1 protein-coding gene is annotated in these 830 nt (G+C 41.9%); it reads right to left on the reverse strand.

Features of this window, described 5'->3' with window-relative positions; all coding sequences use genetic code 11:
- Positions 1-353: 353 nt before the first annotated feature.
- Positions 354-830, reverse strand: a 477-nt coding sequence (locus H5125_RS21705) for an IS3 family transposase (protein WP_259395521.1), incomplete at its 5' end; no start/stop codon positions are given.

Genomic DNA, 830 nt, shown 5'->3' on the forward strand with positions numbered 1-830 from the left:
AGTGATAAGCCCGTTGCTAACGTAACGGGCTTTTTTACGTCTATAAGCTTTTTTACGTCTATAATTTATAGTGTAGAGTTTGTGATTGGCCAAAACATGACAGCAGTTTGTCGAATATACCCATGCGTCCCCTTCGGGGATAAAAGAGTAGGTCATTTCCAGGCGCCTAATTGACTTTAGATCGTCACGAAACAGCCCGCTATGATGTAGCGGGCTTTTTTTGTCCAAAATTTGAGAGTATGGTGATTGATAGCATCCATCATAGTGCAAACGATATACACACGCGTCACCTTCGGGGATAATCAAGAATTGATCTGGTCAATTAATTTTGTACTCCAAACAGGGGCACGTGTTTACGCTGCCATTTCGGCTATTGATGTAGTCAGATAGTCGTTAAAACTATGACCACTTTTTGTATTGTAGTGCTTTAGTATGTAATTCAACGCATCCTGCTTCGCTTCATCAAAATTGTTGTAACCATACTTCGGCATCCATTCTGTTTTAAAACTTCTAAAAAAGCGTTCCATTACCGCGTTATCCCAGCAGTTTCCTCGTCGACTCATACTCTGCGTTATTTGATACTTCCACAACATTTGTCGATATTGAAGACTACTGTAATGGCAACCTTGGTCAGAATGAAACATCAGGTTTTGGGGCCGTCCACGACTTTCAAATGCCATTCTTAATGCTGCACAAGTCAAATCAGTATTCGGGCTGTCAGAGCAAGCCCAACCCACCACTTTTCTCGCATACAAATCCATTACCACGGCTAAATAGAGCCATTTGGTTCCTGACCAAACATAGGTCACGTCACCACACCAAACCTGATT

The sequence above is a fragment of the Shewanella sp. SR44-4 genome (genome assembly GCF_014163715.1).
Taxonomy (GTDB): Bacteria; Pseudomonadota; Gammaproteobacteria; order Enterobacterales; family Shewanellaceae; genus Shewanella.